18 protein-coding genes, 1 tRNA gene and 3 pseudogenes are annotated in these 23,445 nt (G+C 67.7%); 7 read left to right on the top strand and 15 right to left on the bottom strand.

Going from position 1 to position 23,445, the window contains the following annotated elements; genetic code table 11:
• Positions 1-183 precede the first annotated feature (183 nt).
• Both fliN and ACWPN3_RS03935 read left to right on the top strand, forming a co-directional pair.
• Positions 184-486: a flagellar motor switch protein FliN gene (fliN, locus tag ACWPN3_RS03940; RefSeq protein WP_014188019.1), complete on the top strand. Its 303-nt coding sequence runs from the start codon at positions 184-186 to the stop codon at positions 484-486.
• A 164-nt stretch (positions 487-650) separates the two neighbouring features.
• The gene (locus ACWPN3_RS03935; protein WP_492242475.1) at positions 651-1,904 is read left to right on the top strand and encodes a diaminopropionate ammonia-lyase; all 1,254 of its coding nucleotides are present in this window, start codon (positions 651-653) and stop codon (positions 1,902-1,904) included.
• On the opposite strand, the gene ACWPN3_RS03930 is transcribed toward ACWPN3_RS03935, so the two are convergent.
• Positions 1,885-2,607 carry a Clp protease/crotonase-like domain-containing protein gene (locus ACWPN3_RS03930; protein WP_109447582.1) on the bottom strand — a complete coding sequence of 241 codons (723 nt, stop codon included), beginning with the start codon at positions 2,605-2,607 and terminating at the stop codon, positions 1,885-1,887. The two genes, ACWPN3_RS03935 and ACWPN3_RS03930, sit on opposite strands and share 20 nt — an antisense overlap.
• 243 nt (positions 2,608-2,850) lie before the next feature.
• Between ACWPN3_RS03930 and gatB the strand changes: the two genes are divergently transcribed.
• Positions 2,851-4,302: an Asp-tRNA(Asn)/Glu-tRNA(Gln) amidotransferase subunit GatB gene (gatB, locus tag ACWPN3_RS03925; RefSeq protein ID WP_109447583.1), complete on the top strand. Its 1,452-nt coding sequence runs from the start codon at positions 2,851-2,853 to the stop codon at positions 4,300-4,302.
• A gap of 166 nt (positions 4,303-4,468) precedes the next feature.
• Positions 4,469-6,283 carry a PAS domain-containing sensor histidine kinase gene (locus ACWPN3_RS03920; RefSeq protein ID WP_109447585.1) on the top strand — a complete coding sequence of 605 codons (1,815 nt, stop codon included), beginning with the start codon at positions 4,469-4,471 and terminating at the stop codon, positions 6,281-6,283.
• A 65-nt stretch (positions 6,284-6,348) separates the two neighbouring features.
• On the opposite strand, the gene ACWPN3_RS03915 is transcribed toward ACWPN3_RS03920, so the two are convergent.
• Complete coding sequence (locus tag ACWPN3_RS03915; RefSeq protein ID WP_109447587.1) at positions 6,349-6,585, bottom strand: hypothetical protein; 237 nt, start codon at positions 6,583-6,585, stop codon at positions 6,349-6,351.
• A 282-nt stretch (positions 6,586-6,867) separates the two neighbouring features.
• On the opposite strand from ACWPN3_RS03915, the gene ACWPN3_RS03910 reads away from it, so the two are divergent.
• Positions 6,868-6,960, top strand: a tRNA-Ser gene (locus ACWPN3_RS03910).
• Positions 6,961-7,278: 318 nt separating this feature from the next.
• On the opposite strand, the gene ACWPN3_RS03905 is transcribed toward ACWPN3_RS03910, so the two are convergent.
• The 6 genes and pseudogenes from ACWPN3_RS03905 to ACWPN3_RS03880 all read right to left on the bottom strand — a co-directional run bounded on the left by ACWPN3_RS03905 (position 7,279) and on the right by ACWPN3_RS03880 (position 14,945).
• Positions 7,279-9,594 (bottom strand): M48 family metallopeptidase, encoded by a 2,316-nt coding sequence (locus ACWPN3_RS03905; RefSeq protein ID WP_492261112.1) that lies wholly within the window; start codon positions 9,592-9,594, stop codon positions 7,279-7,281.
• Between the two features lie 435 nt (positions 9,595-10,029).
• Entirely contained in the window at positions 10,030-10,353 is a 324-nt protein-coding gene (locus tag ACWPN3_RS03900; protein ID WP_348770327.1) for a PsiF family protein, read from the bottom strand.
• Positions 10,354-10,638: 285 nt separating this feature from the next.
• Positions 10,639-11,829, bottom strand: a complete 1,191-nt coding sequence (uxuA, locus tag ACWPN3_RS03895; protein ID WP_492242477.1) for a mannonate dehydratase — start codon at positions 11,827-11,829, stop codon at positions 10,639-10,641.
• Between the two features lie 49 nt (positions 11,830-11,878).
• Entirely contained in the window at positions 11,879-12,298 is a 420-nt protein-coding gene (locus ACWPN3_RS03890; protein ID WP_492261136.1) for a mannitol dehydrogenase family protein, read from the bottom strand.
• 118 nt (positions 12,299-12,416) lie between these two features.
• Positions 12,417-13,403: pseudogene (locus tag ACWPN3_RS03885) on the bottom strand (mannitol dehydrogenase family protein); the annotation flags it as partial.
• 168 nt (positions 13,404-13,571) lie between these two features.
• The gene (locus tag ACWPN3_RS03880) at positions 13,572-14,945 is read right to left on the bottom strand and encodes an MFS transporter (protein WP_109447597.1); all 1,374 of its coding nucleotides are present in this window, start codon (positions 14,943-14,945) and stop codon (positions 13,572-13,574) included.
• Positions 14,946-15,412: 467 nt separating this feature from the next.
• On the opposite strand from ACWPN3_RS03880, the gene ACWPN3_RS03875 reads away from it, so the two are divergent.
• Positions 15,413-16,549 (top strand): GGDEF domain-containing protein, encoded by a 1,137-nt coding sequence (locus ACWPN3_RS03875; protein WP_492261111.1) that lies wholly within the window; start codon positions 15,413-15,415, stop codon positions 16,547-16,549.
• 24 nt (positions 16,550-16,573) lie between these two features.
• Here the strand turns inward: ACWPN3_RS03875 and ACWPN3_RS03870 are convergent, their stop codons facing one another.
• The 7 genes and pseudogenes from ACWPN3_RS03870 to fliG all read right to left on the bottom strand — a co-directional run bounded on the left by ACWPN3_RS03870 (position 16,574) and on the right by fliG (position 22,522).
• Entirely contained in the window at positions 16,574-17,632 is a 1,059-nt protein-coding gene (locus tag ACWPN3_RS03870; protein ID WP_492242480.1) for a 5-oxoprolinase subunit C family protein, read from the bottom strand.
• A complete protein-coding gene (gene pxpB / locus ACWPN3_RS03865; protein ID WP_492242481.1) occupies positions 17,632-18,351 on the bottom strand; it encodes a 5-oxoprolinase subunit PxpB in 720 nt (239 codons plus the stop codon). The genes ACWPN3_RS03870 and pxpB overlap by 1 nt, the downstream gene beginning before the upstream one ends.
• 10 nt (positions 18,352-18,361) lie before the next feature.
• The gene (locus ACWPN3_RS03860; protein ID WP_109447601.1) at positions 18,362-19,663 is read right to left on the bottom strand and encodes a TRAP transporter large permease; all 1,302 of its coding nucleotides are present in this window, start codon (positions 19,661-19,663) and stop codon (positions 18,362-18,364) included.
• Positions 19,664-19,666: 3 nt separating this feature from the next.
• Positions 19,667-19,849, bottom strand: coding sequence for a hypothetical protein (locus tag ACWPN3_RS03855; protein ID WP_492261110.1), 183 nt, complete (start codon positions 19,847-19,849; stop codon positions 19,667-19,669).
• Positions 19,850-19,904: 55 nt separating this feature from the next.
• Positions 19,905-20,063: pseudogene (locus tag ACWPN3_RS03850) on the bottom strand (TRAP transporter small permease); the annotation flags it as partial.
• A 216-nt stretch (positions 20,064-20,279) separates the two neighbouring features.
• On the bottom strand, positions 20,280-21,290 hold the full coding sequence (locus tag ACWPN3_RS03845; protein WP_109447603.1) for a TRAP transporter substrate-binding protein: 1,011 nt from the start codon (positions 21,288-21,290) through the stop codon (positions 20,280-20,282).
• Positions 21,291-21,500: 210 nt separating this feature from the next.
• Positions 21,501-22,522 (bottom strand): annotated as a pseudogene (fliG, locus tag ACWPN3_RS03840) (flagellar motor switch protein FliG).
• 170 nt (positions 22,523-22,692) lie between these two features.
• Between fliG and ACWPN3_RS03835 the strand changes: the two are divergent.
• The gene (locus ACWPN3_RS03835; RefSeq protein WP_492242482.1) at positions 22,693-23,388 is read left to right on the top strand and encodes an MORN repeat-containing protein; all 696 of its coding nucleotides are present in this window, start codon (positions 22,693-22,695) and stop codon (positions 23,386-23,388) included.
• The last annotated feature ends 57 nt before the right edge of the window (positions 23,389-23,445 follow it).

The following is a 23,445-nucleotide window of genomic DNA, read 5'->3' as shown; positions in this document are numbered from 1 at the left end:
GGGCCGGCGGACACCCGCCGAGGCGGGCAGGCCGACAGTGTGGGCGAAGCGGCGGTGCGGGAAAAGCCCAATCTTGTCGCAATCCAAGTCGGTCGGTGGCGTTGCCGGCTAGCCCGTCCGGGGTGTAGGATGTTCCGTTCGTATAGGAAGGCGCCCCTTTCCGGCGCGGGAGCTTGGACAGCCATGGCCAACATCGACGACCTGCTCGGCGCGCCCGATCCCAACGACGGCGACGCCTCGTCCTTCGCCATCGGCGATGCGCCGGTGGAGATCAAGGTCGTCATCGGCACCGCCATGCTCCGCGTCCGCGACCTCCTGAAGCTGGGCCGCGGCGCCGTCGTGGAACTTGATCGCCATCTGAAGGACCCGACCGACGTCTATGTCGAGGGCGTGCTGGTCGCCCGCGGCGAGGTTGCGATCATCGACGACAAGATCGGCGTCACCCTGACCGACTTCATCAAGTCCAGCCGCGAATGGAAGCGCTGACCGCACCCTTTTCCGTTGCAGCGCTTTCCCTTTATCGATGCTTCATTCGGTAGCAGCCCCGCTTGCGCTGGCGTCTTGACGGCGGGCGATGGCTTCTGGTGTCGTTGTGTCCGGTCGTGGAAACTGCCGTCGCCGACGGCGTCGCCGGCCCGGAGAGCGAAGCCATGTCCCACACCGCTGTCTCCCCCTGCCTGCCGCGCCATTTTTCCAATCCCCATGCCGACCATGAACGGGTCTATGGCCCGTCGGAACGCGCCATCCTCAGCCGTGCCGCCTTCGAGGAGGCGATGGCGGAGATCGGCGCCTGGCCCGGCTACACGCCCACCCCGCTGCGCTCCCTGCCGGGGCTGGCTCGGGAGGCCGGGATCGACCGCCTCTGGTACAAGGACGAGAGCGCCCGCTTCGCGCTCGGCAGCTTCAAGGCGCTGGGCGGGGCGTACGCCGTGCTGCGGCTGCTGGCGCGGGAGGTGACGGCGCGGGTGCCCGGCGTGCCGGTGACGGCACTGGATCTCGTCGTCGGCCGCTATGCCAAGGTGACGCGGACGCTGACCGTCACCACCGCCACCGACGGCAACCATGGCCGGTCGGTCGCCTGGGGCGCGCAGGTGTTCGGCTGCAATTGCGTGGTGTATGTGCCCGCCGCCTGTACGCCCGGCCGTCGCGCCGCCATCGAGGCGTACGGGGCGAGGGTGGTGGTGGTGGACGGGCCGTACGACGATGCGGTGCGCCGTGCCGCCGCCGATGCGGCGGCGCAGGGCTGGTTCGTCGTCTCCGACACCTCCTACACCGGCTATATGGACGTGCCTCGCGACGTGATGCAGGGCTACACCGTGATGGTGGAGGAGGCGATCTCGCAGCTTCCCGCCAGCGAACGGCCGACCCACGTCTTCGTGCAGGGCGGCGTCGGTGCGCTGCCCGCCGCGGTCTGCGGCCATCTGTGGGAAAGCTGGGGACGTCAGCGCCCGCGCTTCGTGGTGGTGGAGCCGCACAGCGCCGACTGCCTGTACCAGAGTGCCGTCGCCGGCCGGCCGACACGGGCGCAGGGCGACCTCGACACGGTGATGGCCGGGCTTGCCTGCGGCGAGGTCTCGCTGCTGGCCTGGGCAATCCTGGAGCGCGGCGCCGACGATTTCCTGACCATCCCCGACGAGGGGGCGGTCATCGCCATGCGCAAGCTTGCGGACGGCGGGCAGGGCGGCCGTCCGTTGGTGGGCGGTGAATCGGGTGTCGCCGGGCTGGCCGGACTGCTCTGCGCCGCCGCCCACGAGGAGGTGAGGCTAGCGCTGGGCCTCGTGCCCGACGCGCGGGTGCTGGTGTTCGGGACCGAAGGGGCGACCGATCCGGAGGTCTATGAGCGGATCGTCGGCCGCTCGCCGGAGGCGGTCGCCGACGGGCTGCTCAGCGCAGCAGGTCGGTGACGATGTTGGCGCCGTCGGCGGCCAGCCGGTCGGCGGTTTCGCGATGGTCGCGCGCGCCGGAGAAGCCGCCCTCGGCCTTCACCCGCTCGATCCAGCTCTGCGAGGCGCCGAGCGACACCAGCCGCTCGACCATCATCTGGGTGGAGCGCAGGGTCATCCGCCCATTCTCCGCCATGCGCGGGGCATGCACCATGAATTCCGCCCGCGGGGCGGCGTAGCGCGGATAGCCGGCCAGATAGAGGCCGACGCACATGCTTTCGCAGGACTCGCCGTCGCGCACCCGCGTGGCAACCGGCCGCCCGCCCTTGCGTTCGGCCAGGACGGCGTCGATCATCCGGTAGCCCGCGGCGGTGAAGCCGCCGGGGCTGGACAGCTCGATCACCAGCGGGCGGCGGGCCGGCAGGGCGTGCAGGGCGTCGAGGAAGCTGCGTTCCGCTCCCGGCGTGATGATGCCGTCCAGCCGCAGGACGGTGACGTCGCCCTGGTCGTTGCGGGACATCGCCGCATCGGGAAATTCGGAGGAGGGTGCTGCGGGCACCGGATTGACGGTGACGGGGCCGATGGCGGCCGGGGCGGAGCCGGCCGGGTTGAGCGACAGTCCGTTCGGCTGGGTTGCGGCATGGCCGACTGCGGCACCCGCGATCAGCAGGGCGCCCAGACCGGCACCGAACCCGACCCTCCGCAGCAGCTTCCGCACCGACATAATACCCTCCAGCACTCGACCCACCCAGCGTGGCGGTCAAAGCTTGCCCGAGTGTTAACGGCATGTCTGTGGCGGGCCACACAATGTGGGTAGTGGCGAGGGTAGGAAGGCTGCGGCGCGATAAAGCGTGCGCGCGGGCGCAAAGGGCGTTAGAAGAGACAGGATTCCAAGGGTATGGCCGGGGCGTCCTCAACGGGGCGATGCCCGTCCCATCCCGTGCCGTGAACGTCGAAGAGCGGAACGATGTCGTACATCCAGGGTGAAACGGGCGATTGGGAAGTCGTGATCGGGCTTGAGGTCCATGCCCAGGTGATTTCGAACGCGAAGCTGTTTTCCGGCTCCGCCACCGAATTCGGGTCCGCGCCGAACAGCCAGGTCAGCTTCGTCGACGCCGCGTTCCCCGGCATGCTGCCCGTCATCAACGAATATGCCGTCGAACAGGCAGTGCGCACCGGTCTGGGCCTGAAGGCCGAGATCAACCTGCACTCGGTCTTCGACCGCAAGAACTACTTCTACGCCGACCTGCCGCAGGGCTATCAGATCAGCCAGTTCCTGCAGCCCATCGTCGGCAAGGGCGAGATCGTGCTCGACCTGCCGGACGGCACCAGCCGCACCGTCGGCGTCACGCGCCTGCATCTGGAACAGGACGCCGGCAAGTCCTTGCACGACCAGCACCCGTCAAAGACCTACATCGACCTGAACCGGTCGGGCGTGGCGCTGATGGAGATCGTGTCGGAACCCGACATGCGCTCCTCGGAGGAGGCGGGCGCCTATGTGCGCAAGCTGCGCTCCATCCTGCGCTATCTCGGCACCTGCGACGGCAACATGGAGGAAGGCTCCATGCGCTGCGACGTCAACGTGTCGGTGCGCAAGCCGGGCGACGCCTTCGGCACCCGCTGCGAGATCAAGAACGTCAACTCGATCCGCTTCGTCATGCAGGCCATCGAGTATGAGGCGCGCCGCCAGATCGAGATCATCGAGGAAGGCGGCAAGATCGACCAGGAGACCCGGCTGTGGGACACGACCAAGTTCGTGACCCGCTCCATGCGGTCGAAGGAAGAGGCGCACGACTACCGCTATTTCCCCGATCCCGATCTGCTGCCGCTCGAACTCGATGCGGCGTGGGTGGAGGACATCAAGAAGACCCTGCCCGAACTGCCTGACGACAAGAAGACCCGCTTCATCGAGGACTACAAGCTGTCGGTCTATGACGCCGGCGTGCTGGTTTCCGAGAAGTCGAAGGCCGATTATTTCGAGGCGGTCGCCAAGGGCCGCGATCCGAAGCTGGCCTCCAACTGGGTCACCGGCGAGCTGTTCGGCTATCTGAACAAGGCCGGCAAGGAGATCGAGGAAAGCCCGGTGTCCGCCGAAAATCTCGGCGGCCTGATCGACCTGATCGCCGACAACACCATTTCCGGCCGCATCGCCAAGGAAGTGTTCGAGACGATGTTCGAAACCGGCGAGAAGGCCGCCGACATCGTCGAGAAGAAGGGGCTGCGCCAGGTCACCGACACCAGCGCCATCGAAGGCTCCATCGATGCCGTGCTGGCCGCCAACCCCGACAAGGTGGCGGAGTTCCGCAGCGGCAAGGACAAGCTGTTCGGCTTTTTCGTCGGTCAGGTGATGAAGGCGACCCAGGGCAAAGCCAACCCGGCCATGGTCAACGAAATCCTGATGAAGAAACTGAAAGGCTAATCTGCCTGTCCCTGTCGGCGGACGGAAATCGCCGTCTTGCACGAAAGAAAGCCTCTCCGTTCGGCGGAGGGGCTTTTTTCTTGGGTGCCACCCGCCGTTACGGTAAAGCCGCAGTTGAATTTTCCCGGTTTCCGCCGTCACAGTGCTTGGAAACGGTGGAGGAACCATGGCGGCGGAGCCGGTGATGGTGGCGCTGGCGGCTGGTGCTGTCGGCGGTCTGCTCGGGGTGTTGCTGGGCCGGTATACCGGTCGCCGGGCGGCGCGCCATCCATCGTCGCCGCACCCCGCCACTCCTGCCGGCGCCCGGCCGGGGCATGGCTTCCACGAGCCGGATGTCGGCGAGCGGCTGGAGATGGCGCTGGAGGCCACCGGGGCCGCGGTCTGGGATGCCGATCTGATGGCCGGCACCTGCTGGTGGTCGGACACCTTTCCGCGCATGCTGGGCTTTCGCACGCGCCCGGCGATGCCGCCCGATTTCTGGGAGCGGCGACTGCATCCGGAAGACCGCGAACGGGTTCTGGCCCACATCGCCTCGCATCTGGCCGGCGAGACCTCGGCCTACGCCTACAGCTACCGCCTGAGGCACGAGGCGGGCGGCTGGGTGTGGATCGCCGCCAAGGGCCGCGCCTTCCGCGACGAGACCGGGCGGGCGGTGCGCTATGCCGGCATCATGACCGACATCACCGAGGCCCGCCGGCAGGAGGAGCGGCTACGCGCCAGCGAGGAACGGCTGCTGAAGATCATGGAGGCGGCCCCCATCGCGGTGAACGTCACCACGCGCGACGGCCGCTGGCTGTTCTGCAATGCCCAGTCCGTGCGGCTGATGGGCCGCGACCGTTCGGAACTGATGCGCACCCCGGTGGCCGATCTCTATGCCGACCCTGCCGACCGCGATGCGCTGATCGCCCGGTTCGACCGGGAGGGCGCCTTCCGCAATGCCGAGATCCGGTTCCGCCGGCCGGACGGCAGCGTTGTCTGGGTCCTGTCCTCGTGGAACAGCATCGAACTGGACGGTGAGGCGGCCCTGCTGACCTGGCTCTACGACATCACCGACCGCAAGGCGGCCGAGTCGGCGATGATCCAGGCCAGGGAGGAGGCCGAACAGGCGCTGGCCGACCTGCGGGAGGCGCAGGAGAGCCTGATCCAGGCCGAGACCATGGCCTCGCTCGGCCAGCTGGTGGCGGGGGTGGCGCACGAGATCAACACGCCCATCGGCATCGGCCTGACCGCCGCCAGCCACATCGGCGAACAGGCGCAGGTCCTGCGCGACCGGTTCACCGGCAACGCGCTGCGCCGGTCGGAGTTCCTGGAGTTCCTGGATGGGCTGAGCGAGAGCAGCCGCCTGCTGATGGCCAACATCGACCGCGCCGCGTCGCTGGTGCAGAGCTTCAAGCAGGTGGCGGTCGACCAGTCCTCCGGCGACCGGCGGGTGTTCGAACTGGGCGGCTATATCCAGGAGCTGCTGTTCTCGCTGCGTCCGCGGCTGAAACGCACCAATCTGCGGGTGGCGGTGGAGTGCGACGACGAGTTGACGATGGACAGCTTTCCCGGCGCGCTGGGGCAGGTGCTGACCAATCTGGTCATCAACGCCGTCGTACATGCCTATGGCGATGGGGATCGGGGTGGGGATCGGGGCATTGATCGGGATGGCGATCGCCTGGCCGGGACGCCGGTCGGTACGATCAGGATCACCGCGCAGGCGGATGGGGGCGAGCGGGTGCGGATCGACTTCATCGATGACGGCGCGGGCATCGCGCCGGAGCATCTGTCGAAGGTCTTCGACCCTTTCTTCACCACCAAGCGCGGGCAGGGCGGATCCGGCCTGGGGCTGCACATCGTCTTCAACACCGTCACCGGCCCGCTGGGCGGCAGCGTGTCCGTCCAGTCCTGGCCGGGGCAGGGGACCCGCTTCACCATCCAGCTGCCCCGCGAAGCCCCGGCGATGCAGCCGGCCGTCGCGGCGGAGCCGGCCCTGGGCTGAACCCGTGGCGCAGCCCTGCGGCAGGGCGGCCGATCAGGCCCAGGTCCGGTTAGGCGCAGGTCCGGTTAGGCGACGTGAAGTTCGTGGAGTTGCAGATGCTTGGGCCGCCGGCCGCGGCGCTTCGGTGCCGCGAAGCTGGCGAGCGCGCCGTTCTCGCCGCGCAGCTCAGCGGTCAACTCCTGCACGCAGCGCTGGAGCAGTTCTTTCTCGCGCTGGTCTTCGCGATCAGTGATTTCCAGGCAGCTCAGCTTGATCTCGACGAGGTCGATCAGTGTTTCGGCGCAACGGCGTGACAGGGTCATGGCATCCTCCACGGCGACGGGGTGCGGCGTCACTGACCGGCGGGGCACTGTCGGGATCAGCCCCCACGCGACCGAGTCGTTCGGCACCCAGGCTTTTTATTGCTCATGGTGGCATCATAAGCGCCTTCCGTTAAAAAGTACCTAAAATTTTATACAGATTTGTCCCTTCTCTGCGATTTTCGGGAAAAGCGTTTTTTTGGATTTGTAAGCGTTGACAAGGGTACGGCCGGCCGTTAGAACCGCTCCCACGCCAGCGGTGACCCACGGGAAACCGCACTGGCTGGAGGGGTGGCCGAGTGGCTGAAGGCAACGGTTTGCTAAACCGTCATAGGGTTTAAAGCCCTATCGTGGGTTCGAATCCCATCCCCTCCGCCACCGCGTAATTAAATCAATACCTTAGGTGATTTTCGCGTCCGTCGGGGGCTCAACCACTGGCGAACCGTTGTATCTGTGCCGGTTTTTGTGCCCTCCCTCATTGGCACGTACCCCAGGTAAATCTCCGTCGTCTTCGCGCTGCTGTGCCCGAGATGCTCGGACAGCGCGCGATGACTGCCTCGACATTCATCCACTCCGGCGGATTACCCGCATCCCCTGGTTCGACATTCTGCGGAAACGCAACGGCGAACGGATCGCCGTCGGCTTCTGAAGAAAAGAGTGGCGGGCGAGGCGGCCTGAAGCCCATCGCTTACCGCGTCAATCCCCGGCGAGGCGGCGGCGGGCATAGGCAGCGGTCAGGTAACGGCTGACCAGCGCCTCGAATTCGGCCGCTTTCATGCCGCGGATACCCATTGCCTCCAGCACCACGGTCCGCTCTCGACGGTTCACCTTGTTGTAGATGGAAAAGCCGATGCGGTTGGGCAGGGGCGCCTCCTCATGTAGCGCCAGCACCAGCGCCAGCCGTCGCGCTGCCGACACCTGCATCCCACCCACATCGGTCCAGGCAATGGGCTCCCGCAGCCGTGCCGATATCAGGGTGTCTGGCGTCAAGGTCATCAACGGCGCTTTCGTCTTATGGCGGACCCAGGCCGCATAGCCCAAAGCCATGCAGATTCCCACACCCGCCACCGCCCCGATGAATGCCTTCGTCCCCTGATCGGTGCCGAGGCCGAGTTCCCGCCCAAAGACGGTGGTGCCGATGGTGAAGGCGGCGAACAGCGCCGCGATGAAGGCCATGGCCCAGATCATCGGCCTGCCGTTCTCATAGAGCACCGTGTGCTCCGCAGGAACGGCGGCGACAGCGGCCTCCAGTTCCTCCCGGTTCAGCCGGTGCGCCTGCCGGGCCTCGTCGACGTAGGCTGCGGTTAGCGCATGGCAAAGCCCACTCCAGTCGGTGAACAGCCGGTGTGGCAGGCTGGTGTCCTCCGCCGTCGGCGCGCGGGCGGCACGGGCCAGCAGGCGTTCGTCGAGCTGGACGCCAAGGGTGCTGATCCGCAGGGCGGTCGGCGGATGGCTGTCGGTCGGATGGGGCTGGCACTCGTCCAGATGCGCGGCGGGATTTGGGAGGCCATCTTCGACGCGCCGCAGGATTTCGGCCATCATGTCCGGCCCGGCCGTGTCGGGGGCGGAGAAGGCGTCATTGAGCGTCTCGAAGATGGCCGGCGCCAGTGCCGCGTTGCGAAGCAGCGCAAGGGGAACGCTCTCCGGACCGCTGACCAAGCTGGCCCGGCGGTCGGCCTCCAGCTCGCGCTGCCGCCTGTGCTGGGCGACAGAGAGATCGAAGCTCTCCAGTGTATGGAAGCCGAGATGCAAGGCCGGAGCAAGCATGAAGCCGCCCGTCCCGGTGCGCTCGCCAAGCGCGGTCAGGGTCCGCCACAATCCGGCATGGATCGGAGCGAAGCGGCGGCTGTAGGTGGTATCCCCGCCCGAGAAATGGGCAAGCTCATGGCCGATGACCGCCGCGAGTTCGGTCTCGCCGATCAGCGGCAGGCAGGGGGCCGGCAAGTGGAGGGTGCGGCCCGACAGCACCCGCTCCCCGCCGAGCGGCCGGACCGGTGCCTCGGTGACGAAGAAGCCCTCGGTCAGGCCGATCAGGATGCTGTCCGGCATCAGCGCCTCGTGCCGGGTCGCCAGATCCTCGACGAAATGCCAGAGGCCGGGCGCCTCTTCCCGACTCACCACCAATCCGCGGATGTCGAGCGGCTCCACGGTGTAGAGATCGAAGACGCGGCGCATCGCGATCACCGCCATCACGGCACTGTAGGCGGCGAGCCCCGCGAGCATCACGGCGGCAGCGAAGAGTTTGACGCTGCTGGTCGACAGATGGTCCCAGAACCACAGGCTCGCCGCTTCGAACAGCGACGCCGAGACGCTGGCGATGCTGAGGCCGACGAGCACGGCAGCGAGCGCGAAGGGCAGGCCCCGCCTCAAACGGTCGAAACTGCGGATCAGGGCCTCGCGCGAGCGTCGCGCCCGCAGGGCCGAGACGCGTGCGGCCAGCAAGCCGGACAGCCCGGCAAGGAAAGCCAGCAGGCCGCCGGTTATCGTGCCCCAACTCAACGGGTAGCGGATCCGCGATACTTCGGCGCCCTCTTCCATTGTGTCGATGGCTCTGCGGACTCCGGCGACGGCCATCGAGACCGGCATGCGGCGGCCGTCCGGGCCGCCCATGGTGACGAAAGCCGATGGAGTCTTCGCTTCCATTTGCTGAAGCTGTGCCAGAACCTGCGGCAATTCCTTTCCGGCCTGGCGGTACTCGTCGAGCGTCGCGGCGGCCCGCTGTTCCTGCCAGATCCCGAGCGCCACGAACGACAGGGGAAGGATCAGCAGCCAGATGACGCGAACGAGCCACAGAGGGAAGCGAATGGCACGCCGGACGGTGCCAGCCATACCGCTGGAAGCAACTGCATCGGCCACGACCGATCTCCCATTTATCGATGTATCGCGTGGGAGGATCGCGTAATGCGCGCAACAGGGCCAGCCGCCCGGAGGGGGTAGCAATTTCACGTCAGGCCGGAAAGAACACCGCCTCTCCTGAATGACGGCCGGATACCGGACGTTTGAGACGATCAAGGGGGCGGCGCGGTGATCCCACTGCTGCGATCAGACGGCACCCTCTTCGGCCGGTAGATGGCGCTTTTCCTCAAGGGCGTGGATGTCGTCGAGGAGCGCGGCCGGAGGCGGACGACATCCACATGCCTGGGCGTGTTCCATATGCCATTCGACACGCTGCTGTCGTGTCGCCTTCGCTGGCATGGGATGCGCTTCGTGCCAGTTTCTGTTCATGGATGCCCCTATTGACTGCAGAGCAATTATGCCCGCCGATAGGGCCGGCTTCCATTGGCTCCAGGCATGCTGAATATCATGCCGCAGGTCATCTCTGTGCCTGATATGGCGTCGAGAGGCCGGGAGCGACTTCGCCGGCCATCCGGTTCTGAAGGTCGATGGGCAGTCGACCGCCGGCATCTTCCTGCCTTACATCTCCGGGTGGCCAGCCTCGTCCGGCGGTCAACCCTTCAGACAGCTTGCCATGAAGGCTTTCCGATCGTCCCCACTCTTCCCGACCGCGTCGGCGTTGCACTTTTTCATCTTGTCCTGCTGAGCCGTCAGCGGCTTGGCAGGTTCGGCGGCTGCGGCCGGCTTGTTCGAGAGGCAACTGCTCATAAACGTCTTGCGCTCGTCGCCTTTCAGGCTTTTGGCGGTCGCATCGGCATTGCAGGCCTTCATCTTTTCCTGCTGCTTCTCCTGCTGCGGCGTGGCCGCAGTCGACGCACCGGAACCGCCAGCCAGCGTCACGGCCATGGCGGCAGCTGCAATCACGTACCTCAGCATCTCAAGAATCCTCCCAGGCACGCCGCCTCGCACGAGGCATGTCGCGACCGGTGGAGGATCGCACGGGCGGAATCGACGGGCCAACGGGTGCATCCGGCCAGTGCAGGTCGGCTGGATGCGCCCGTCGCCCAACTCCCCCTATACCGAATTGCGTGGGCTTCGCCCATGTCTGCCGCGCTCTCTGCGCAGGTGGCCCTGACCGGCGGCGGAGGGCTAAGGCCGGACCGGCGGCGGGGTCCCCCTCCCCGCACTGGAGAGGGCTTCCGCCGCCGGTCCAACCGCCGGTCAGGCGACCCGCTTGTCGCGGAAGGCCTCGATGGTGCGCATCACGCCGCGCAGTTCGGCCAGACCCTTCAGACGCCCGACGAAGGAATAGCCGGGGTTCATCGTCTGGCCGATGTCGTCGCCCAGCAGATGGCCGTGGTCGGGGCGCATCGGGATTTGGGCATCGGCACGGCCGGCCTGCCGGCGGCGGGCCTCCTCGTCGATCATCGCCGCGGCGACGCCGATCAGGTCGGTGTCGCCGCCGAGATGGTCGGCCTCATAGAAGGAACCGTCCGGCTCGTGCGTGGTGTTGCGCAGATGGACGAAGTGGATGCGCGGGGCGAACTCCTTCGCCATCGCCACCAGATCGTTCTTCGGGTTGGAGCCGAAGGACCCCGTGCACAGGGTCAGCCCGCAGGCCTCCTGCGGCACGGCGTCGAACAGCGCCCGCACATCCTCCGCGGTGGACATCACGCGCGGCAGGCCGAAGATCGGGAAGGACGGGTCGTCGGGGTGGATGCACAGCCGCACCCCCTCCTCCTCGGCGACCGGCGTGATCTCGCGCAGGAACGCGATCAGGTTGGCGCGCAGATCCTCGACGCCGATCTCCTGGTACAGTTCCAGCATGCCGCGGAAGCTGTCGCGGTCATAGGCGAAGTCGCGGGCCGGCAGCCAGTCGATCAGGTTGCGCTCCAGCTCCGCCACCTGCTCCACCGACATCGCCTCGAACCGCGCCTTGGCGGCGGCGACATGGGCGGGGTCGTAGCTGGCCTCCGCATTGCGGCGCTTCAGCACGAACAAATCGTAGGCGGCGAAATCGACGCTGTCGTAGCGCAGGGCATAGCCGCCGTTCGGCAGCCGGTGCATCAGGTTGGTCCGGCTCCAATCGGTGATGACCATGAAATTGTAGCAGATCACCGGGATGCCGGCCCGCGCCACATTGCGGATCGACTGCTTGTAATTGTCGATCTTGGTCTGGAAGTCGCCGGTGCGGGTCTTGATCTCCTCGCCGACGCCGATGCTCTCCACCACGTCCCAGGTCAGGCCGGCGGCCTCGATCATGGCGCGGCGCTTCTGGATTTCCTCGGGCGTCCAGACGCTGCCCTGGTTCATGTGATGCAGCGCGGTGACGATGCCGGTGGCACCGGCCTGACGGGCCTTCTCCAGGGTGACGGGATCGTCCGGGCCGAACCAGCGCCAGGTTTCCTGCATGATGATGTCCTTTCGAATAGGGGTACGGTGGGCGGAAGCCGCCCTTCGGTCAGGGGGTCGCGAGGAAGCCGGTCAGCGTTTTGGCGACGCCGACGCGCATCAGGCTGTCGAGATGACGGACGACCGCGGTGCGGAAGGCGTCCTCGGCGACCAGTTCGGGGTCGAAGATGTCCTCCACGGCGAACAGTGCCGCCGCCAGGGCGCCGGCATCCTTGCCATGGGCGCCGGCGATGCCGGTGAGCAGTGTCGCCATCGGATCGGCGACCGCATAGGCGGCACCGGCCTCGTTCTTCTGCGCCAGGAAGCGCATCCAGGCGGCGACGGCCAGCGGGATCACCCTCGGCGCCTTGCCGGCGGCGAACAGCTCGCGTGCCGGTTCCAGCAGGCGCGGCGGCAGCTTCTGCGAGCCGTCGGAGGAGATCTGGAGGGTGCGGTGGCGGATGCCGGGGTTGCGGAAGCGTGCCTCCAGCGCCGCGGTGTAGGCGGGGATGTCGGTGCCCGGAACCGGGGGCAGGGTGGGGATCAGAATCCTCCGCCCACAGGCGCCGGACGACGGCCTGCAACTGCGGGTCGGCCATGGCTCCGGCGATGGTCTCGATGCCGGCGATCACCGACAGGTAGGCCAGCAGCGAATGGGCGCCGTTCAGGCAGCGCAGCTTCATCAGCTCGAACGGGTGGACGTCCTCGACCATGATGGCGCCGGCCTTTTCCCAGGCCGGGCGGCCGAGCGGGAAGCGGTCCTCGATCACCCATTGCTTGAAGGGCTCGCTGACCACCGGCCACGCGTCTTGGCAGCCGGTCGCCTCCTCCACCGTGGCGCGGTCGGCGTCCTGGGTGGCGGGGGTGATGCGGTCGACCATGGTGCAGGGGAAGCCGACCTGCCCGGCGATGTAGGCCGCGAGGCCCGGATCGCACAGTTCGGCGTAGCGGACGACGATGCCACGCACCTTGATGCCGTTCTGGGCGAGGTTGTCGCAGACCAGCACGGTGAAGGGCGCCACCCCGCCGGCGCGGCGGCGGCGGATCGCCTCGGCCAGCAGCCCCGGCACGCTGCGCGGCTTGGCGGGGTCGGCAAGGTCGGCGCGGATCAGCGGATGCGCCTCGTCCAGCGCGCCGGTGGCGGCGTCCTGGCAATAGCCCTTCTCGGTCACCGTCAGGGTGACGATGCGGATCTCCGGCTTCGCCATCAGCGCCAGCACGTCATCCAGCTGGTCGGCGGTGGCCATGGCGTCGAGGAAGGAGCCCATGACGCGCAGCCGGTCGCGGTTCTCCTCGCGCACCAGCAGGGTGTAGAGGCAGTCCTGCGGCTTCAGCGCGTCGCGGATCGCCGGCGACAGCGGATCGACGCCGACGATGCCCCAACTCTTGTCGCCGGTCGCCAGAAGATCGTCGGTGTAGGTGGCGAGATGGGCGCGGCAGAAGGCGCCGAGGCCGATATGGACGATGCCCGGCGTGACCGCGGCGCGGTCGTAGGCGGGGCGTTCGACCTCCGGGGCCAGACGGTCGAGGGTGGCGGTGGAAAGGCGGGTTTGTGAAGGACGGGCCGCCAGCAGGGCGGTGTTCGCGTCGGGCATGATGGGCTCCGGGTCGCGGCGGTCGCTGCGGTCTCCCTGTCCGCTGCCGCCCCAGGGGGGCGGCAGTGCGGGTGGGCCGGTGCACCGTCATTCTCTAAAGGTGGTGGTGGTCGATTGGACCTCCGGGGCGGGGCGCCCCGGAGTGTGTGGGCGGAGTGGGCGCGGAGATCAGACCTCGATCCCGGCCGGGGTCATGCCCGACCCGGTCTTCGGCAGGATGAAGTGCATGATCGCCAGACCGACGAGGTAGAGGACCGAGGCGATGCCGAACAGCACCTGATAGTTGCCGCCGGTCGCATCCAGCAGACGGCCGACGCCCATCGAGACGAACATGCCGACGAAGTAGGCGCAGAAGCCGCCGATGCCGACCACCGACCCCACCGCGTTGCGCGGCATGGTGTCGGACACGATGGTGTAGACGTTGGCCGAATAGCCCTGGTGGGCGGAGGCGGCGATGCCGATCAGCAGGACGGCGACCCACATGCTGGACACGGTGGAGGCGAAGAACACCGGCAGGACGCACAGGCCGCAGACCAGGAAGGTCAGCTTGCGGGCCCGCAGGGGCTTCACGCCGCGCTTGATCAGGTGCGAGGAGAACCAGCCGCCGCCGACGCTGCCGAAATCGGCCATGGTGTAGATGATGATCAGCGGCAGCATCGCCCCGAACAGGTTCACGCCATACTGCTTGTTCAGGAAGCCCGGGACCCAGTTCAGGTAGAACCACCATACCGGAGCCGAGAAGCAGGTGCCGACGATGTTCGCCCAGGTGCCGCGGTAGCTCAGCAGCTTGATCCAGGGAATGTTCTCCTGCGGCAGCACCGGGTCGCTGCGGATATAGGCCAGCTCTTCGGCCGTCAGCTTCGGATGGTCTTCCGGCTTGCGGTAGATCAGCAGCCAGGCGATGACCCAGAAGAAGCCGATGCCGCCGGTGACCAGGAAGGCGGCCTGCCAGCCATAGGCGACCAGCAGGATCGGCACCAGGATCGGGGCGACGACGGCGCCGACGTTCGATCCGGCGTTGAAGATGCCGGTGGCGAGTGCCCGTTCCTTGGCCGGGAACCACTCCGACACCGCCTTGATCGAGGCCGGGAAGTTGCCGCCCTCGGTCAGGCCGAGGCCGGCGCGGGCCATCTTGAAGCCGAAGACGCTGCCCATGAAGGCATGGACGCAGGCGAAGAAGCTCCAGCCGGCGACCGCCGCCGGCAGGCCGATGCGGATGCCGATCTTGTCCATCAGCCGGCCGCAGCCGATGTAGCCGAAGGCGTAGGCCAGCGAGAAGGCGGCGACGATGTCGCCGAAGTCGGACTCGGTCCAGCCCATGTCGCCCATCAGCGTGGACTTCAACAGGCCCAGGACCTGACGGTCCATGTAGTTGATGGTGGTCGAGAAGAAGAGCAGGCCGCAGATGGTCCAGCGGTAGCGGCCGATGGCCTTGCTCACCGTGACCGCCGCTTTGCCTGCCGCTTGGCCGATGCCGCCGGCCCGGTGGGCCGGTTCCGCCGACTGGCCGGGTCCGGCGTCGGCAATGATCTGTTCGCTCATGATAGGCGTCTCCAGCCAGGACGCACGCCGCCGCCCGGTGTTCGCACACCGGTTCCCACCAGGCACCGAGCCTTCATTGGGCGCACCGATGGCTTCGCGCGGGAGCCGTCCTTCGGCAGTCCCACAGCGTCGCCCGGCGGCGGTCGCACGTTTCAGAACTGTTTCCTGGATCAGTCAGGCCATCGTCGGGAGCGGTGCCGCTTGGGAACCGTTCATGGCGTCGCATACTACCATTCCAGTTGCTGGTATGGTAGTTGCGCCGGCCCTCGTTGGTCAACCGCACCATCTGCGGCATATCGTCAGGCGAGGACCGCCCGAATCCAGGCCTACCTTGGTATGTTCGATTGGACTGGACGGCATTTGGGACAAACCCCAATGTACTGTCTCAGGAGCTTCGTAAGAGGATGATCGGCGGAATTTCAATGGCTGCATAGATCACAACCGCAGACTACAGGGAAGGGCCGCAGGTGGAGGAACCCAGCGCCACGGGAACGATTGTAACCGCACTTGCCGGTGGCGTCGGGCTGCTGGCGCTGATGACGCTGCTCTACGGAACAATCCTGTATCGCCTGGGGGATCGGCCTTGGCTGCGCCAGCTTTGCCTGGGCTTGATGTTCGGAGCCGGCGGCGTGGCCGCCATGCTGCAAGCGGTCCCGATCCTTCCGGGTGTTTATCTGGATGTAAAGACGGTGCCGGTGGCGCTGGCCGCCCCCTTCGGTGGGCCCTTGGCCGCCCTCCTGGCCGCCGGACTGGTGTCGGCCGGCCGAGTGGCGGTCGGCGGCGCCGGCATGATGCCGGGTGTGATCGGGATTCTCGTGGCCGGAGCCGCTGGGCTGCTGGTGCGGCGGCTGGTTCCCGTGCCGGGCTGGCGGACCGCAAGGCGGCCGTTCGTGCTGGCTCCGGTCGCGGCCCTCCACCCGCTCAGCATCTTCGTGCTGCCCTGGGAGGTGGCGCTGCCGACCTTCGTCACTGGCGGGCTTCCCATCGCGCTGTTCACGATGGGCGGCATCCTGATGCTGGGCACGATGCTGGGACGCGAACGACGCCGCGTCGAAACCGAAAAAATGCTGCGGGACGCGGCCTTGAGCGACCCGCTGACCGGTCTGGCGAACCGCCGGGCCTTTTTCGCCGCCATCGACCGCATCGTGGCCGGCGCGCTGCGCCACGAGACGCCGGTGTCGCTGCTGATGCTGGACATCGACCATTTCAAGGCGGTGAACGACACACGCGGACACGACGCCGGCGACGCGGTGCTGGTGGCGCTCAGCCGACTTCTCCAGCGCAGCGTGCGGCAGAGCGACCTCGTCGCGCGCTTCGGCGGCGAGGAATTCGCCATCCTGCTGCCCAACGCGCCGATCGATGGGGCTTCCCTGCTTGCCGAACGCCTGCGCTGCGCCGTCCGCGATCTCGCCATTGCGCAGGACGGCGCGGTCCTGCATGTGACGGCCAGCATCGGCGTGTCGACCCTCGCCGCCGGCACCGACCGCGCCGACGCCATGATCAAGGCGGCCGACATGGCGCTCTATCGGGCCAAGCAGGGCGGCCGGGACCGGGTCTGCCGCCATCAAGAGGCCATCGTCAAGGAACCGGTGCCGGTTCCCTGACGGGGGCGGGCCTGCGTCGACGCCTCACAGCAAGGGCAGGTCGCTGCCGCCATTGACGATGTCGACGGTGCCGGAAATCAGGTTCTCGCCGTAAAGCGCCTCCAGGTCGATGCCGCCGGCCGGGCGCACCGGGCGGATGGCGCGGAGCCAGCCGGCGATGGCCTGCTCCTGGCGGCGGCGGATCGCCTCGGCCTCCTCCACCGTCACGGCCTGGAAGGACAGGCTGTCGCCGGGGCGCAGGCGGCCGGCGCGGGCAAGGTCGGCGGAGATCACCGTGGCGATCTTGGCATAGCCGCCGGCCGTCTGGTGGTCGTTCAGCAGCAGGATCGGCTGCCCGTTGCCCGGCACCTGGATGGAGCCGGTGACCAGCCCGTCCGACGGAATGTCGGCGGAGCCGCGATGCTCCAGCGCCGGGCCCTCCAGCCGCAGCCCCATGCGGTCGGCTTGGCTGCCGACGCGGTAGGTCGCGGACAGGAAGGTCTCCAGCGCCGTTGCGGTGAAACGGTCCTCCTGCGGTCCTGGAACGACGCGCAGCGGCCCGGCGCCGTAATCGGGCGGCTGCGGCAGTTCGACGTCCGGGCCGTCCGGGGCGGCGTCCAGCGTGAGCGGCAGCCGGTCCCCCTCGGCGAGCGGCCGGCCGCCGAGCGGGCCGATGCCGGCGCGCACATAGGTGGACAGGCTGCCCATCACCGGTGCCAGCGCGAAGCCGCCAGCCACCGCCAGGCAGGCGACCGACGCCCCGTCCACCGCCCCCAGCCGCAGCACGTCGCCCGAAAGCAGGGTGTGGCTGCGGTGGGACTCCAGCGGTTGCGGAGCGGCACCGTCGCGCTCCAGCGTCAGGGCCATCGGGCCGACCGCGGCGATGCGGACCGATGGCGCATCCACCCGCAGGGCAGGGCCGAGCAGGGCGATCTCCAGCCCGGCCGTCCCTTGCGGATTGCCGACCAGCGCATTGGCGAGCCGCAGCGCCACCGGGTCGAGGGCGCCTGCCACCGGCATGCCGAGTTCCTGGAAGCCGAAGCGTCCCAAATCCTGGATGGTCGCGAACAGGCCCGGCCGGACCACTGTCAGAAAACCTGTCATCACGCCGCCCTCAGGCTGGCGGGATCGAAGCGTCCGGCGGAAGCCGCCTCGGCGATCTCCTCGAACGCCGCGCGGTCCACCGCCTCGAAGCGCACCCGGTCGCCGGCCGCCAGCAGCACCGGATCGGGCCGGTTGCCGTCATAGAGCGGCACCGGGCAGCGGCCGATCAGGTGCCATCCGCCGGGGCTCTCCCACGGATAGACGGTGGTCAGCCGGCCGGCGACGGCGACGGAGCCGGCCGGAACCCGCACCCGCGGCTCGGTCCGGCGCGGCCGGTCCAGTTCCGCCGGCAGGTCGCCCATATAGCCGAAGCCCGGCATGAAGCCGAGCATGTAGACGAAATACTCCACCGACCCATGCAGCGCCGCCACCCGCTCCGCGCTCAAGCCGAGCTGGTCCGCCAGCTCGGCCAGATCGGGGCTGAGGTCGGGATCGTAGCAGACCGGCAGCCGCCACAGCCGCCCCTCCGCCGGCGCCGTGCCTCTGCCGGCCAGCGCCGCCTCGACCGCCGCCTGCATCTCCCGCCGCCCGGTGGATACCGGGTCGTAGACCACCAGCAGCGAGCGGAAGGTCGGCACCGTCTCCACCAGCCCCGGCGGCGGGGCCGCCTTCAGCCGGGCGTGCAAATCCATGACGCGGGCGTTTGTCGCCCGGTCGATGGTCTCGCCGAACTCGACATTGAAGGCGGTGTCGCCGGCACTGGTGAAGCGGACTTGCACGTTTTCCTCATTAACCGATCATCATCGACGGCAGCCACGACACCATGCCGGGGAACACCCACAGCAGCGCCACCATCACCACCATCAGCAGGAAGAAGGGCAGGCTGGCCTTGCCGATGGTGAAGATGTCCTTGCCGGTCATCGATTGCAGCACGAACAGGTTGAAGCCGACCGGCGGGGTGATCTGCGCCATCTCCACCACGATGATGATGTAGATGCCGAACCACAGCAGGTCGATGCCCGCCCGCTGCACCATCGGCAGGATGACCGAGGTGGTCAGCACGACCATCGAGATGCCGTCGAGGAAGCAGCCCATCACCACGAAGAAGGCGGTCAGCGCCACCAGCAGGGCCGCCGGCGACAGCTGCATGGTGGTGATCCATTCCGCCAGCAGGCGCGGGATGCCGGTATAGCCCATCGCCACCGTCAGGAAGGCGGCACCCGCCAGGATGAAGCCGATCATGCAGCTGGTGTGGGCGGCGCCGAACAGGCTGTCGCGGAAGGTCGTCCAGTTCAGCGTGCCGGTCACCAGCGCCAGAACCAGCGAACCCAGCACGCCGATGCCGGCGGCCTCCGTCGGGGTGGCGATGCCGACATAGATCGAGCCCAGCACCGCGGCGATCAGCAGCATCACCGGGATCAGCGCGCCGGTGTCGCGGATCTTCTCGGCCAGACTTTGCGACGGTTCGGGCGGCGGCACCCGGTCGGGGTTCAGCAGCGACCAGCCACCGACATAGAGCATGAACAGGCCGGTCAGCACGATGCCGGGAATGACGCCGGCGATGAACAGCCGGGCGATCGACACGTCGGCGGCGACGCCGTAGACGATCATGATGATCGACGGCGGGATCAGCAGCCCCAGCGTGCCGGCGCCGGCCAGCGAGCCCAGCGTCATCATCGGGTCGTAGCCGCGGCGGTTCAGTTCCGGGATGGTCATGCGGCCGATGGTGGCGGCGGTGGCGGCCGACGAGCCGGACACCGCGGCGAAGATCGAGCAGCCGATGATGTTCACATGCATCAGCCGGCCGGGCAGCCAGCCGGTCCAGGGCGCCAGCCCCTTGAACATGTCGGACGAGATGCGGGTGCGGAACAGGATCTCGCCCATCCAGATGAACAGCGGCAGGGCCGTCAGCGTCCAGGAGGTGCTGGCCCCCCAGATGTTGGTCGCCATCACCATGCCCACCGGCCTTGCGGTGAACAGCGCCATGGCGACGAAGCCGACGCCGGCCAGCGCCAGCGCCACCCAGACGCCGGCCCCCAGCATCAGGAACATCGTCACGACGACGACGATGGATGCGGTCGTCTGATCCATCGCTCAGCCCTCGCTCTGCATGCCGGCATGCTGGTAGGAGGCTTCCCGCCCCTGCAGCACGGCCAGCAGATCGTCGATCAAGGCGATGACCAGCACCACCAGACCCACCGCCATCAGCGCCTGCGGCATCCACAGCGGGACCGGCAGCACGCCCTGGCTGAGATCGCCGAAATCGTAGGAACTCATAGGTCATGCGCACCCAGTACCAGGCGAAATAGCCGCTGAGCGCGGTGGCGAAGCCCAGGCAGAGCAGTTCGAAGATGCGGCGCGCGGTGCCGTGCAGCCGCTCCACCAGCACGCCGACGCGGATGTGCGCGCCGCGGCGCAGCGCCGGCCCCAGCATCAGGAAGAAGGATGCCGCCATGCAGTAGCCGGCAAGCTCGTCGGCCCCCGGCACCATGCGGTCGAACAGCCGCGATGCCACCTGCGTCACGATCAGGACGGCGATGGCGGCAAGAAGGACCGCGCCCAGGATCTCGGCGGCGCGGTAAAGGATGGACAGTGCGGTGCGCATGGCGCAACCACCTCCTGCGGTCGGGACGGAGCGAAGGGGCGTGGAGGGGGCCCGGCCGGCCGCCTGTTCTGGGGCGGAGCCGGCCGGACACATCCGGACCGGTTACTTGCCGAAGGCGGAAATGATCGCCTCGCCGTCGGCACCGGCCGCTTTCGTCCATTCGGCGGTCATGGTCTTGCCGATTGCGGACAGGCCTTCCTTCAGCTTGTCGGACGGCAGCAGGACCTTCATGCCGTTGTCGGACATGGTCTTGTTCAGATCGGCCGTCTTCTTCTCCCACTCGGCCCAGCCGGTGGCCTCGGCCTTCGCCGCGGCGTCCTGGATCGCCTTCTGGGTGCCGGCGTCCAAACCCTTCCAGACCTCGGTGTTGACGAACACCATGTTGCGCGGCAGCCAGGCCTGCACGTCGTAATAGACCTTCACGAAGTCCCAGGCCTTGGTGTCGACGCCGGTGGCGGCCGACGTGATCATCGCGGTGACGATGCCGGTGCCGAAGGCCTGCGCCACTTCGGCCGCCTCGATCTTCACCGGGATGGCGCCGCTCAGTTCGGCGATGCGGGTGGTGGCCGGGTTGTAGGCGCGGAACTTCTGGCTCTTCAGCCCGTCGACCGACTGGATCTCGTCCTTCACGTACAGGCCCTGCGGCGGCCACGGAATCGAGTAGAGCAGCTTCAGGCGCTGGCGCTCCAGCTTCTTCTCCAGATAGGGCTTGGAGACCTCGTACAGCTTGTGGGCGGACTTGAAATCGGTGGCGAGGAAGGGCACCGAATCGAGGCCGTAGAGCGGATCCTCGTTCGCCCAGGAGCTGATCAGTACCTCGCCCAGCTGGGCCTGACCGGACTGGACCGCGCGCTTGATCTCCGGATGGCGGATCAGCGAGCCGTTGGAATGGACGGTGATCTGGATCTTGCCGGCGGTGGCCGCCTTCACGTCGTCGGCGAATTGCTTCACCACGATGGTGTGCAGGTTCGTGTCCGGATACGGGGTCGGCATGTCCCAGGTTTCGGCAAGCGCTGCCATCGGCCCGGCGGCGACGCCCAGCCCCAGAAGGCCGGCGACGACCGGACCGGCGATCCGGCTGACGAGATGGGAATGCAGCGTGTGAGCGGTCATGATGTTCGCAAAGCCCCCTGTTGTTGCCCGATGCGGCATCCGCCGGCCTTCTGGCCGGTCGGAGGAGAGCGGCAGCCGCTCCCCTGATCCCGCCCTTGATCGGACTCCAAAGGTTCACCGTTCCGGACCGTCCGTCAAACCCCCTGTGAGGCCCGGCGGGAAAAAAGTCAGCGCCGCCCGCCGCTTATCGGCGGCAACCGCACCCGCCGGTCAGTAGATCAGCTCGTTCTCGCCGCTGCCCTCGGCCAGGACCAGCTCGCCGCGGGCGGCCAGATCCTTCGCCAGCTGCACCATGTACATCTGCGCCTCGTCCACGTCGCGGACGCGGACCGGTCCCATCGCTGCCATGTCCTCGCGCAGGATCTTGGCGGCGCGCTCGGACATGTTGGAGAAGAACAGGTCCTTCAGCGACTCCGACGCCCCCTTCAGCGCGGTGCCGAGCTTCTGCTTGTCGACCGTCCGCAGCATCGTCTGGACGCCCGAGGGGTCGAGCTTCGACAGATCCTCGAAGGTGAACATCAGCGACTTGATGCGCTCGGCGCTGTCGCGGTTGCGCTCCTCCAGGGCAGCCATGAAGCGGTGCTCGGTGGTGCGGTCCAGCCCGTTGAAGATTTCCGCCAGCATCTCGTGGCTGTCGCGCCGGCTGGTGCGGGCGAGGTTGGTCATGAACTCGGTGCGCAGCGTGCGCTCGACGTCGTCCAGAACCTCCTTCTGCACCGCCTCCATGCGCAGCATGCGCATGATGACTTCCATCGCGAAGCTTTCCGGCAGCTGCGCCAGCACGCGGCCGGCATGGTCGGAGCGGATCTGGACAGGACGACGGCGACGGTCTGCGGATATTCGTTCTTCAGGTAGTTGGACAGCACCAACTCGTTCACGTTGGTCAGCTTGTCCCACATGGTGCGGCCGGCCGGACCACGGATGTCCTCCATGATCTGGTCGACCTTGTCCTTCGGCAGGGTCTTCAGCAGCAGCCGCTCGGTCGAATCGAAGGAGCCGACGACGGTGCCGCTCGACGACATCTGCTCGGCGAACTCGACGAACAGGCGCTCGATCAGGTTGGCCGATACCGTGCCCAGGTTGGCCATCACCTGGGACAGCTCCTTGATCTCCTCGTCGTCCATCAGGGAGAACAGCTTGGACGAATGCTCCTCGCCCAGCGCCAGCATCATGATGGCGGCCTTTTCCGGGCCGGTGAGGGTCCGGTAGTCCTCACGAACCTTCTGAGCCATTGCTAACCTTCACGATGCTCGATTCCAACGATGCGCGATAATTGCGGCAAACATCGTTAACAAACGATAAGGAAGAGGCTGGAGACATACGAAAACAGGCATTTCGGAACCGAATCCGGACAGGGACGGTTGGAGGTTGCATCCCCGTTCTTGTGCGAAAGGTGGCTTTCATGCCCGTCCGTGCCGCCCTTCTGCTGCCCTGCCTCGTGATGCTTATGCCGGCGTCCGCCCTGGCGGAACGGGCGGTGACCGCCGAGGGCTCCGACTGCCGGGTGTGGGACCAGTATCCCGACCGGCGCAAGACCGTCCGCTGGTCCGGCGCCTGCCCGGACGGCTGGGCCAGCGGGCCCGGCGTGCTCAGCTGGTTCCATGACGGCCGCTACGACGGGCAGGTGGAGGGCACGCTGGTCGACGGGCGGATGGAAGGGCAGGGGCGCGTCACCTGGCGCGACGGCCGCCGCCTCGACGGGAATTTCCGCGACGGTCTTGTCTCGGGGCAGGCGACCCATGTCTGGGCCGATGGCCGCGTGTATGAGGGGGAGTGGCAGGACGACCGCCGGACCGGTTTCGGCACGCTCACCTTCCCCAGCGGCAACAAATATGTCGGCCGGTTCCAGCGCAACCGCCCGACCGGAGAGGGCGAGTTCGTCACCGCCGACGGCCGCCGTTACCGCCCGCGGGTCGACGCCCGCGGCACCGTCGGCGCCGGTGCCCCGCTGGACCGCCCGCCGCAATCAGCCTCCATCCCGGCAGCGGCGGACGCCGATCCCAGTCCGCCACCGCCGCCGGCCCGCGCCGCCCGGCCGCAAAAACTGGAAGACTGGCTGAACCGTTCCGATCGACTCCTTCGCGACAGTTCCCGCTGACGGCTTGGCCCCCGCACGCACCGCATACGGCCATATGTGAAAATGGATTTACAGAAA

The organism is Azospirillum sp. UENF 111221, from assembly GCF_058780625.1.
The sequence above is the reverse complement of the archived record's forward strand: the minus strand, read 5'-3'. Positions and strand labels throughout refer to the sequence as shown.

Bases quoted from the DNA above. Each gene is read 5' to 3' on its own strand.
- ACWPN3_RS03855 (WP_492261110.1), bottom strand. From the start codon at position 19,849: ATGAGTTCCTACGATTTCGGCGATCTCAGCCAGGGCGTGCTGCCGGTC.
- uxuA (WP_492242477.1), bottom strand. From the start codon at position 11,829: ATGCAGGAAACCTGGCGCTGGTTCGGCCCGGACGATCCCGTCACCCTG.
- ACWPN3_RS03935 (WP_492242475.1), top strand. From the start codon at position 651: ATGTCCCACACCGCTGTCTCCCCCTGCCTGCCGCGCCATTTTTCCAAT.
- gatB (WP_109447583.1), top strand. From the start codon at position 2,851: ATGTCGTACATCCAGGGTGAAACGGGCGATTGGGAAGTCGTGATCGGG.
- ACWPN3_RS03880 (WP_109447597.1), bottom strand. From the start codon at position 14,945: ATGAGCGAACAGATCATTGCCGACGCCGGACCCGGCCAGTCGGCGGAA.
- ACWPN3_RS03835 (WP_492242482.1), top strand. From the start codon at position 22,693: ATGCCCGTCCGTGCCGCCCTTCTGCTGCCCTGCCTCGTGATGCTTATG.
- ACWPN3_RS03860 (WP_109447601.1), bottom strand. From the start codon at position 19,663: ATGGATCAGACGACCGCATCCATCGTCGTCGTCGTGACGATGTTCCTG.
- fliN (WP_014188019.1), top strand. From the start codon at position 184: ATGGCCAACATCGACGACCTGCTCGGCGCGCCCGATCCCAACGACGGC.
- ACWPN3_RS03900 (WP_348770327.1), bottom strand. From the start codon at position 10,353: ATGCTGAGGTACGTGATTGCAGCTGCCGCCATGGCCGTGACGCTGGCT.
- ACWPN3_RS03845 (WP_109447603.1), bottom strand. From the start codon at position 21,290: ATGACCGCTCACACGCTGCATTCCCATCTCGTCAGCCGGATCGCCGGT.
- ACWPN3_RS03870 (WP_492242480.1), bottom strand. From the start codon at position 17,632: ATGACAGGTTTTCTGACAGTGGTCCGGCCGGGCCTGTTCGCGACCATC.
- ACWPN3_RS03915 (WP_109447587.1), bottom strand. From the start codon at position 6,585: ATGACCCTGTCACGCCGTTGCGCCGAAACACTGATCGACCTCGTCGAG.
- ACWPN3_RS03930 (WP_109447582.1), bottom strand. From the start codon at position 2,607: ATGTCGGTGCGGAAGCTGCTGCGGAGGGTCGGGTTCGGTGCCGGTCTG.
- ACWPN3_RS03920 (WP_109447585.1), top strand. From the start codon at position 4,469: ATGGCGGCGGAGCCGGTGATGGTGGCGCTGGCGGCTGGTGCTGTCGGC.